This is a genomic window from Nioella sp. MMSF_3534 (genome assembly GCF_030732985.1).
In the GTDB taxonomy this organism is placed as follows: Bacteria; Pseudomonadota; Alphaproteobacteria; order Rhodobacterales; family Rhodobacteraceae; genus Nioella.
Genome location: NZ_JASHJX010000045.1, coordinates 23172 through 33344 on the forward strand (window position 1 = coordinate 23172; position 10173 = coordinate 33344).

A 10173-nucleotide genomic window follows, 5' to 3' on the forward strand; every position below is an offset into this window, starting at 1 on the left:
GGTCATGTCACTCCCCTCCCGAGTGGTGCCGCTGGGTGCGGTCTGTGTTCTGGATGGTCCCGTCACGGGCGGCGTCCCTGATTAGGCTGGCCGCCACCCCAACGGCAATGGCCTGCGGGTGCTTGCCAAGGCTGGGGTCGCCGATTGGGCAGGTGATGCGCGAAATCTGGGCGTCCGAGTGGCCAAGCTGCTGCAAACGCTTGCGAAAGCGGGTCCATTTGGTGGCCGATCCGATCAGGCCGCAGAAGCGGAACCCGTGGCTTAGCGCGTTGTGGCAAAGCGCAAGGTCGATCTCGTGGCTGTAGGTCAGGATCAGGTGCTGCGCGTCCGAAGGCGCAAGCCGCATGGCAGCGGGCATATCGGGCGCGGGCAAGGCGGTGACGCCGTGCGGGATGTCTGCCGGAAAGCGATCCGGCGCGCTGTCGACCCAGGTGATGGCAAAATCCGGCAGCTGCGAGAGCGTGGCGACGATGGCCCGCCCCACATGGCCCGCCCCCCAGATCCAGAGCGGCGTTGACGCGGCCCGGATCGGTTCCACGAACCAGCCTTGAACAAGCGCGGTTTCCACCGGGCGATGACCCGCCCGCGCGGCGCGCAATTGGCCTGCGAGTTTCAGCGGCATCTCGGCGGCGGAGCCGGGCAGGGGGCGGGCATGGGCGTCGCCGGTGACGGTTCCAAGCCGCGCGTCGTCCCAGACCTCTGTCAGCAATTGCACGGCCCCGCCGCAACATTGCCCAAGGCCGGGGCCGAGAGGCACCTTGTCGAAACGGTCCCCGCCAGACAGCGCCTGACGCGCCCGGTCCACCGCCTGAAATTCCAGCGCGCCGCCGCCGATGGTGCCGGACTGACCATCGGCCCAGACCAGCATGGCTGTACCGGTTTCGCGCGGCACAGACCCGGCTGAGCCCACAATCACGACCCGCGCAACCCGGCCATGCGCAGCCACGGCGGCGCGAAGGGCGTTCAGGTCGAGGCTCATCCTCTCGCCCTCTTGATGGCGGAAAGCACTTCCTCGGCGGTGGCGGGGGCCTGCAGGTCGGCATAGTTCGGACCACAGGCGGCCACGGCCTCGGACAGCGCAGACCAGACGCTGATCCCGTGCATGAAGGGCGGCTCGCCCACGGCCTTGGAGCGATAGATCGTCTCCTCGGGGTTCGGCGCGTCCCAAAGCGCGACGTTGAAGACGCGGGGGCGGTCCGAACAGGCGGGGATCTTGTAGGTGGAGGGCGCGTGGGTGCGCAGGCGTCCCTTGCCGTCCCAGACCAGTTCCTCGGTGGTCAGCCAGCCCGCGCCCTGTACGAAAGCCCCTTCCACCTGCCCGATATCGAGAACAGGGTTCAGGCTGCTGCCCGCGTCATGCAGGATGTCGGTGCGCAGGATGCGGTTTTCGCCGGTCAGCGTGTCGATCACCACTTCGGAACAGGCGGCGCCTTGGGCGAAGTAGAAGAACGGCCGCCCGCGTCCGGCGATGCGGTCCCAGGCGACCTCTGGCGTCTTGTAGAAGCCGGTGGCCGACAGGCTGACCCGGCCCACATAGGCGCGGTTCGCGGCCTCGTCGAAGGGGATCGCTTCATTGCCCACATGGACCATGCCATCGGCAAAACGCACTTGCGCGGGCTTGGTCTGGTATTGCTCGGCAAAGAAATCGGCCATCCTGTCGCGGATCGTGTCGCAGGCGGCTTTCACGGCCATGCCGTTCAGGTCCGACCCGGATGAGGCCGCCGTGGCCGAGGTATTCGGCACCTTGCCAGTATCGGTCGCGGTGATCTTGACCCGGTCGAGCGGCACGCCGAAGCGGTCAGCCGCCACTTGCGCCACCTTCTGAAACAGGCCCTGGCCCATTTCCGTGCCGCCATGGTTCAGGTGGATGGAGCCGTCATTGTAGACATGCACCAGCGCGCCCGCCTGGTTGAGATGGGTCAGCGTGAAGGATATGCCGAATTTCACCGGCGTCAGCGCGATGCCGCGCTTCAGCACCGGCTGGCTGGCGTTCCAGTCGGCAATCGCGGCGCGGCGGGCGTGGTAGTCGCAGGCCTCCGCCAGTTTCGCGGTCAGCCCGTTCAGGATGAAATCGGTGACCGGCATGTGATAGGGCGTGGTCTGCTGGCCTTGCTCCATCGGTTCGGGCGAATGCGCGCCACCGAAGCGTTTCGCGCCCCCGGTGCCGGAGCTGATCTTGTGGGCGGTGCCTGCGCCCTTGGCCTCGACGCCCTTTTCGACATTCACACCCGCTTTGCCGCCCATCTCGGCGTAATAGTTCGCCTTGCGCACCTCCAGCGGATCGAGCCCGAGCGTGTGGGCGATATGGTCCATCACCCGCTCGATCCCCAGAACCCCCTGCGGGCCGCCGAAGCCGCGATAGGCGGTGGCGCTTTGGGTATTGGTGCGCAGCCGGTGCGACGTGATCCGCGCGGCGGGCAGGTGATAGGCGTTGTCGGCGTGCAGCATGGCACGGTCGGCCACGGGCAGGGACAGGTCCAGCGCCCATCCGCAGCGCGTCATCTGCACGAAATCGACCCCGGTCAGCTTGCCATGGGCATCGACGCCTGCGCGGTAGTCGATGCGGAAATCGTGCCGCTTGCCGGTGATCATCATGTCATCGTCACGGTCGTAACGCATTTTCACGGGGCGGCCCGTGCGATCCGCGACCATGGCGCAGGCGATGGCCAGATGGTTGCCCTGGCTTTCCTTGCCGCCGAAGCCGCCGCCCATGCGGCGCACCTCGACCCGCACCGCATTCATCGGGCGGTGGAGCGCGTGGGCGACCTTGTGCTGGATTTCGGACGGATGCTGGGTGGAGCAATGCACCACCATGTCGCCGCCTTCCTGCGGCAGGACCAGCGCGGCCTGACTCTCCAGATAGAAATGCTCCTGCCCGCCCATCTCGATCCGGCCTTCGATGATATGGGTGGCGCGGGCGAGGGCCGCGTCGACATCACCTTTTTCATAGATGCGGGGGCCGTCCTCGAACCGGGTGTCGGCGGCAAGCGCCTGTTCGATGGTCAGGATGGGCTCCAGTTCCTCATACTCGACCTGCGCCAGCCGTGCGGCCTTGCGGGCGGCGAGGTGGCTGGTCGCGGCGACGAGGAAGAGGGGCTGGCCGAGGTAGTGGACCGTTCCATCCGAGAGCAGCGGTTCATCATGTGCCGACGGAGAACAATCGGGGATCTCGTCGAAATCCTCCCCCGCCAGCACCATCACCACGCCGGGGGCCGCGCGCACGGCGTCGAGATTCATGGAGGTGATCCGGCCATGGGCGATCTCGGCCATGCCGAAAGCCAGATGCAAGCAGTTGGCGGGCACCGGGATGTCATCGACATAGCGGGCCTGACCGGTCACATGCAGGGGCGCGGCGTCATGGGGAAGGGATTTGTGAACGCTCATGCCGACACCTCCAGCACGTTGGACAGGGTGCCCTGATCCTCATGGAAATAGCGCAGGAGCATGTTGGCGGCGGTCTCCAGCCGGTAGGCGCTCGATGCTCGCATGTCGGTGAGCGGGGTGAAATCCTGTGCGTAGGCCGCCATCGCGGTGCGCACGGTTGCTTCCGTCCAAGGTTGGCCGACCAGGGCGGCCTCGGCATTCGATGCCCTCTTGGGGATGCCCGCCATGCCGCCATAGGCCAGTTTCGCGTCGGTCACGGTCCCGTTCTCCACGGTCACGCTCAGGCAGCCGCAGACGGCGGAGATATCCTGATCGAAGCGCTTCGACAGCTTGTAGCAGCGCAGCCGGTCGGGCTGGGTCGGGATGGTGATACCTTCCACGAATTCTCCGGCGTCACGGTCCTGTTTGCCGTAGTCGATGAAGAAGCTTTCCAGCGGGATGGTTCGGCGCGTGGCCCCCTTGCGCAGGTGCAGCTCCGCCCCAAGCGCAATCAGCGCAGGCGGCGAATCCCCGATGGGGGAGCCATTGGCGATATTGCCGCCGATGGTGGCCGCGTTTCTGACCTGCGTAGACGCAAACCGGCGCAGCATTTCCGCGAAAGACGGATGGCGGGGCGCGATGGCGGCATGAAGCTCCGTGAGAGACACCATCGCGCCCACATGCATCCCGGAAGCATCTTCCGAGATGGTTTTCAGGTCGGCGCAACCGCCGAGAAAGGCGACCGGCGACAGGTCGCGCAGCATCTTGGTGACCCAAAGCCCGACATCCGTGGCCCCGGCAATGAGCGTGGCCTCGGGGTTCGCGGCATACCAGTCGGCCAGTTCATCGCTGCTGGTAGGGGCGAAGGGCAGGGGGCTGGCATCCAACGCGGCCACGGCCTCGCGGTCGGTTTGCATCCATGCGGGCACGGGTTCAGACGCGGCGGCCTCAGCCGCACGGATGATCGTCGCGTAACCGGTGCAGCGGCAAAGGTTGCCCGCCAGCACATCGTCGAACGCCGTTTCGCCATTGGTATGGGCTGCCGCCAGCGAGGCGATGATGCCAGGCGTGCAGAACCCGCATTGCGAGCCGTGGTGGTCTACCATCGCGGTCTGCACCGGGTGCATCTGGCCATCGGGGCCGGAAATCCCTTCGACCGTGCGCACGGCCTTTCCGTTCAGTTGGGGCAGGAACAGGATGCAGCCATTGACCGCCCTGGACCCGTCCGCATCGGTGACAACCACGGTACATGCCCCGCAGTCGCCCTCGTTACAGCCTTCCTTGGTTCCGGTCAGGCCCTGCGTCTCGCGCAGCCAATCCAACAATGTGCGGGTAGACGGCTGATCCGTGATCCGGACCGGCGCGCCGTTGAGGAGGAAAACAACCTCGTCAGTCATTCAATTCTCGTGTCGCCTTCTTTTCGGAGGGGCTTTGCCCTCATTTGCGCTGGCCCGATGCGACGTAAAGCCTATGCGCGCTTCCCTGTTGGTGTGGTCAGGAAAGCGGCTTTTTGTCTCTGTGGCAAGCGACGCGGCGCATTGCAGCACAAAAAGACTTTCAGGTTTCTTGCGAAAATGAGTTGGATTCCCGCAAAGAGGTGAAAGATCAGGCTGCCTTGAAACGGGCGCCATCCAACCACGGGGCTGGCAGCGCGTCTGGTGCTGCGCTAGCCTCGCACCATGAGCAGCGCCCCCCGATTCATCCATCTCCGCCTTCACACCGAGTATTCCCTTCTGGAAGGGGCCGTACCGGTCAAGAAACTGGCCGGCATGTGCGCGAGCGCCGGGATGCCCGCCGTGGCGGTGACCGAGACGAACAACATGTTCTCGGCGTTGCAGTTTTCCGAACTGGCGGCGGGGGCCGGGGTGCAGCCCATTGTCGGCTGCCAGATCAGCGTCGATTACGACCCGCCTCAGCCGGGGGAAAAGCCGCGCGCTTCCGCGCCCGTGGTACTGCTGGCCCAGAACCGGACGGGCTATGAGCATCTGATGAAGCTCAACACCTGTCTCTACCTGCGCGGCGACGGATCGCTGCCGCATGTCACGCTGGAGGAACTCGCCACCCATTCCGACGGGCTGATCTGCCTGACGGGCGGCCCTGACGGCCCCATCGGCCGCTTCCTGCGCAACGGGCAGCGGGCGAAGGCCGAGGCGCTGATGGCGCGGCTGAAGGGCATCTATGGCGACCGGCTCTATGTCGAACTGCAACGCCACCCTGGCGAGGGCGGCTTGCCAGAGGCGGAACAGCAATCCGAGCGCGGCCATGTGGAAATGGCCTATGCGATGGACCTGCCGCTTGTGGCGACCAACGATGTCTATTTCCCGAAATCCGATATGTACGAGGCCCATGACGCGCTGCTTTGCATTGCGGATGGTGCATATGTGGATCAACAGGAACCGCGCCGCCGCCTGACGCCGCAGCATTATTTCAAGACGCCCGAGGAAATGGCGACGCTGTTCGCCGACCTGCCCGAAGCGCTGGAAAACACGGTGGAGATCGCCCGCCGCTGCGCCTTCCGCGCCCGGACGCACCCGCCCATTCTGCCCAAATTCGCCGATGACGAGGTCAGCGAATTGCGCCGTCAGGCCAATGAGGGGCTTCAGGCGCGCCTGGCCGTGATCCCCCATGCGGTGAGCGTCGAGGAATACCAGGAACGGCTCGATTTCGAGCTGGATATCATCGAGGGCATGGGCTTCCCCGGCTACTTCCTGATCGTGGCCGACTTCATCCACTGGGCCAAGGAACACAGCATTCCCGTGGGTCCGGGGCGGGGGTCCGGGGCCGGGTCTCTGGTGGCCTATGCGCTGACCATCACCGACCTTGATCCGCTGCGCTACAGCCTGCTGTTCGAACGCTTCCTGAACCCCGAGCGGGTCAGCATGCCCGACTTCGACATCGACTTCTGCATGGATCGCCGCGAGGAGGTGATCCGCTACGTGCAGGAAAAATACGGGCGCGAGAAGGTGGGCCAAATCATCACCTTCGGCGCGCTTCTGTCCAAGGCCGCGGTGCGCGATGTGGGGCGGGTGCTGCAAATGCCTTTCATGCAGGTGGACCGCCTGTCCAAGATGATCCCGGTCGAGGGTGTGAAGCCGGTCTCCATCGAAAAGGCGCTGGCCGATGAACCCCGCCTGCGCGACGCCGCGCGGGAAGAGGAGGTGGTGAAACGGCTGCTCGACTACGGCCAGCAGGTGGAGGGGCTGCTCCGGAACGCCTCGACCCATGCGGCGGGTGTGGTGATCGGGGACAGGCCGCTGGATGAGCTTGTGCCGCTCTACCAGGATCCCCGCTCCGACATGCCCGCGACACAGTTCAACATGAAATGGGTGGAACCGGCGGGGCTGGTGAAGTTCGACTTCCTGGGGCTGAAGACCCTGACCGTGGTGCAAAACGCCATCGACCTCATTCACGGGCAGGGGCGTGACCTGCATGTGGGGCCGGATGGGGCGCAGCTATACGAGCCGCCCGCCGGGGCCGAAAACCAGATCAACGCCATCCCGCTGGATGACGAAGCGACCTACAAGCTCTACGCCTCCGCCAAGACCGTCGCCGTGTTCCAGGTGGAAAGCTCGGGCATGATGGATGCGCTCAGACGCATGAAGCCCACCTGTATCGAGGATATCGTGGCGCTTGTGGCGCTCTATCGACCCGGCCCGATGGAGAACATCCCGACCTATTGCGAGGTCAAGAACGGGCTGAAGGAACGCGAATCCGTTCACCCGCTGATCGACCATATCTTGGAAGAAACCCAGGGCATCATCGTCTACCAGGAACAGGTGATGCAGATTGCGCAGGTCATGGCGGGCTACAGCCTTGGCGGCGCCGACCTGTTGCGCCGCGCCATGGGTAAGAAGATCGCCGAGGAGATGGCCAAGGAACGCCCCAAGTTCGAAAAGGGGGCGATGGAAAACGGCGTCGACAAGAAGAAGGCGTCGGAGGTCTTCGACCTTCTGGAGAAATTCGCCAATTACGGCTTCAACAAATCCCACGCCGCCGCCTATGCGGTGGTCAGCTACCAGACGGCCTGGCTGAAGGCCAATCATACGGTGGAGTTCATGGCCGCCGTCATGAATTGCGATATTCACCTGACCGACAAGCTGAATGTCTACAAGCAGGAGGTTGACCGGCTGGAGATCGAGACCATCCCGCCTTGCGTCAACCGCTCTGCCGCGATGTTTACCGTGGACAATGGCCGTGTCGTCTATGCGCTGGGCGGGCTCAAGAATGTGGGCGTCGAGGCGATGCGCCTGATCGAAGAGGGCCGCGCCGGGCAGCCCTTTGCGACGCTCTTCGATTTCGCCCGCCGAGTGGATCTGAAACGGGTTGGCAAACGACCGTTGGAGATGCTGGCCCGCGCCGGTGCGTTTGATGAGCTTGACCGCAACCGCCGCCGGGTCTTCGAAAGCCTCGATGCGCTGGTGGGATACTCCGCCGCGATCCATGAACAGCGCAGTTCCAACCAGGTGTCTCTCTTTGGCGAGGCGGGTGACGACTTGCCCGAACCGCGCCTGCCCAACCCTGCCGACTGGCTGCCGAATGAGCGGCTGGCAGAGGAGCACAAGGCCGTCGGGTTCTACCTGTCGGGCCATCCGCTCGATGACTACATGCCCGCGCTCAAACGCAAGAAATGCATGACGCTGGAGGAGGTTGCCCAGAAGGTGCAGGGCGGGGCCTTCGTTGCCAAGATGGCGGGCTCCGTGTCCTCCCGGCAGGAACGCAAAAGCCAGCGCGGCAACCGGTTTGCCTTCGTGCAGCTGTCTGACCCGACGGGGCTATACGAGGTCACCATGTTCTCCGAGGTGCTGGAGGCGAGCCGCGAGTTCCTCGACAGCGGATCCAATGTGGTGATCACGGCGGATGCGACCTATGAGGGCGAGCAGCTGAAACTGCTGGCCCGCACCGTGCAGCCTGTCGATGGCGTGGTGGCGGACGCTGGCGGATCGGGCCTGCGGATCTTCATCGAGGAAGACGTTGCGATCCCTGCCGTCGCGGGCCTTTTGGACCGCGCGCGGGGGGAGGCGAAACTGAAAGGCCGGGGGCCGGTCAGCCTGTGCCTGCTCAGCCCTGAATTACCGGGCGAGGTGGACGTTCTGTTGGGCGAGGATTTCCCCGTGAACCCGCAGATCAAGGGCGCATTGAAGAGCCTTGAGGGCGTGCTGATGGTTGAAGAGGTCTGAGTTGGATCGGATGGGTTGCCTTTGAGCCGAACTCGTGTTGAGAACTCCTATATGGACGATCCCAAGGCTTCGCTTGGGTATTTGGTAATGAGTTAGGAGTGATGCCAGATGTTGGCTTTTTCCCTGCGCCGATCCGAGATAGGCCGCAAAACGAGTGTTCCGTTGCTTCTGATCACCTGCCTTGCGGCGTCCTGCACGCCGGGTGTTGAAACGAGCCAACGCGGGGATTCCGGCTGCATGTTCCAGCCAGGTTCGCCGACCTCCTGTACGCGGATTTATGCCTGCATTGGAGGCGAGGATATCCTTGCAGGTCGAGCGGTCGGATGGGAGGAAGGCGTGGTCGCCGCCACCATGTCCAACGGCGCAACCTGCGAAGGGACGTTTCAGGCCACCCGACAGGGTGGAACGGTTTCATTCACCTGCGATGATGGCCAAAGCGCGGGCGTGAATTTCACGCTGGCCGGCAATAGGTCCAGCACCGCTATCGGCATCGGAAGAACAGATCAGGGCCGCACGATCCACGGTTGGACCGGCCCCGCCTTGCGAGAGTATTTTAGCAACACAGACGGCGGGCAACTGCCTACTTGTGGTGGTCAATCCATCCAACCGGTGTGAAGGCATATCAGGATCCCGTCTTGCAGGTTGCGGGTCTGCGACCTTACCCGTCCCAACGGTCAGCCCCAACATATCCACCCCTTGCGTTTTCCAGAAATGCAGCAGGTCGATGAACAGCTAGGTCCCGGCCGACTTCCCCCCCTTCGCCGCTCCTCTTCCAATGGATCTCTGCGGGAGCTGGGTCGTCTATCTAGAGGGCCGCTTGCCTGCCCAAATCGGCATCTGACGCACCAGCGAGGGCCTCGGTTCACTCTCCACCGCAACCTTAGCAAGGCTCAACAGGGCGTTTTCTGGACGAAGACACGGGGAACGCCGAGGATTGGGAGTCGCTGGTCGGTCTGATATCCGTCGATCGACGCCGCATCGACCGGCACGGGTCCGGGTGGATACGCGTGGATTGACAGCGACCGGGGCGACAGGGCGCCCTTTGGCGCACAGGGCAACAATCAGGCTCGACCGTGGGCTGTACGGCGGACTGCGGGATGCAGGCTGTTCATCTTGCGGGGTTGCCGGTGTGATTTGGCAATTGCGGCCCACCCCCGAATCGGCTGTACAACGCCGGAGCGTTCACGGCCAGCGGACCGGGGGCGAACATGGAGGGCGACCGATAGGGGCCGTAATCGAATCCTTGCCGCTTGGCGTTCTGGCCGCGGCGCTGGCGATCACCTTCTTCGGGGGCGTGGTCAAGGGCGTGGTGGGATTTGCCCTGCCGTTGATCATGATCTCTGGCCTCAGTGCGATCATGCCGCCGGAAATCGCGCTGGCGGCGCTTCTGCTGCCCGCGGCGCTGACCAATATGTGGCAAGCGTTTCGGCAGGGTCTGGGGGCGGCGGCGCAGTCTCTGCGCGGACATTGGCCTTTCATGCTGATCGGGCTCGGCGTCATGGCGGTGGCGGCGCAGATGGTTCTGGACGTGCCGCAATGGGCCTTCTTCGGGATCATCGGGGTGCCGGTGGTGATCTATGCCAGCCTGCAACTGATGGGCCGGCCGATCCGGGTTCCGGCGCGGCGGCGGGGG

6 protein-coding genes are annotated in these 10173 nt (G+C 64.5%); 3 read left to right on the forward strand and 3 right to left on the reverse strand.

Translation table 11 applies throughout. The features are described 5' to 3' along the window. Window positions 1–7 precede the first annotated feature (7 nt). From xdhC to xdhA, 3 genes are read right to left on the reverse strand one after another with little or no spacing between them, the layout of a single operon-like run. Window positions 8–979: a xanthine dehydrogenase accessory protein XdhC gene (gene xdhC / locus RBB16_RS16790; RefSeq protein ID WP_306047248.1), complete on the reverse strand. Its 972-nt coding sequence runs from the start codon at window positions 977–979 to the stop codon at window positions 8–10. Continuing rightward, window positions 976–3384, reverse strand: a complete 2409-nt coding sequence (gene xdhB, locus RBB16_RS16795) for a xanthine dehydrogenase molybdopterin binding subunit (protein ID WP_306047249.1) — start codon at window positions 3382–3384, stop codon at window positions 976–978. Before xdhB ends, xdhC begins: the two co-directional genes overlap by 4 nt. Then, window positions 3381–4760 carry a xanthine dehydrogenase small subunit gene (gene xdhA, locus RBB16_RS16800; protein ID WP_306047250.1) on the reverse strand — a complete coding sequence of 460 codons (1380 nt, stop codon included), beginning with the start codon at window positions 4758–4760 and terminating at the stop codon, window positions 3381–3383. The genes xdhB and xdhA overlap by 4 nt, the downstream gene beginning before the upstream one ends. A 282-nt stretch (window positions 4761–5042) precedes the next feature. Here xdhA and dnaE point away from each other — a divergent pair, with 282 nt between their 5' ends. The 3 genes from dnaE to RBB16_RS16815 all read left to right on the forward strand — a co-directional run. After that, a complete protein-coding gene (gene dnaE / locus RBB16_RS16805; RefSeq protein WP_306047251.1) occupies window positions 5043–8540 on the forward strand; it encodes a DNA polymerase III subunit alpha in 3498 nt (1165 codons plus the stop codon). A gap of 237 nt (window positions 8541–8777) precedes the next feature. After that, window positions 8778–9155 (forward strand): hypothetical protein, encoded by a 378-nt coding sequence (locus RBB16_RS16810; protein ID WP_306047252.1) that lies wholly within the window; start codon window positions 8778–8780, stop codon window positions 9153–9155. Window positions 9156–9783: 628 nt separating this feature from the next. Next, window positions 9784–10173: TSUP family transporter (locus RBB16_RS16815; protein ID WP_306047253.1), on the forward strand; the 390-nt coding region annotated here is incomplete at its 3' end.

What these genes read in the sequence shown, in the direction of transcription:
- xdhC (WP_306047248.1), bottom strand. Translation starts at nt 979, where the DNA reads ATGAGCCTCGACCTGAACGCCCTTCGCGCCGCCGTGGCTGCGCATGGC.
- xdhB (WP_306047249.1), bottom strand. Translation starts at nt 3,384, where the DNA reads ATGAGCGTTCACAAATCCCTTCCCCATGACGCCGCGCCCCTGCATGTG.
- xdhA (WP_306047250.1), bottom strand. Translation starts at nt 4,760, where the DNA reads ATGACTGACGAGGTTGTTTTCCTCCTCAACGGCGCGCCGGTCCGGATC.
- dnaE (WP_306047251.1), top strand. Translation starts at nt 5,043, where the DNA reads ATGAGCAGCGCCCCCCGATTCATCCATCTCCGCCTTCACACCGAGTAT.
- RBB16_RS16810 (WP_306047252.1), top strand. Translation starts at nt 8,778, where the DNA reads ATGTTCCAGCCAGGTTCGCCGACCTCCTGTACGCGGATTTATGCCTGC.